This is a genomic window from Stenotrophomonas sp. AS012628 (assembly GCF_010608305.1).
Classification (GTDB): Bacteria; Pseudomonadota; Gammaproteobacteria; order Xanthomonadales; family Xanthomonadaceae; genus Stenotrophomonas; species Stenotrophomonas geniculata.
This window is the reverse complement of sequence record NZ_VMBJ01000240.1, coordinates 1-234: the sequence shown is the minus strand read 5'-3', so window position 1 is coordinate 234 and position 234 is coordinate 1. Positions and strand designations below refer to the sequence as shown.

1 protein-coding gene is annotated in these 234 nt (G+C 56.8%); it reads left to right on the top strand.

The annotated features are described in order from the left end of the window. Window positions 1-234 (top strand): flavodoxin domain-containing protein (locus G5A07_RS21755; RefSeq protein ID WP_191864021.1); only part of this gene is annotated, 234 nt, incomplete at both ends.

Genomic DNA, 234 nt, shown 5'->3' with positions numbered 1-234 from the left:
ATTCAGGAAGACTGGGAAGCGGTCTGGGAACAGCTCGACGCCTTAGATCTGAATGGCAAAATCGTCGCGCTGTACGGCATGGGCGATCAGCTTGGTTACGGCGAATGGTTCCTTGACGCGCTGGGGATGCTGCACGATAAGCTGGCGACCAAAGGCGTGAAGTTTGTCGGCTACTGGCCAACCGAGGGCTATGAGTTCACCAGCCCGAAACCGGTTATCGCCGATGGCCAATTG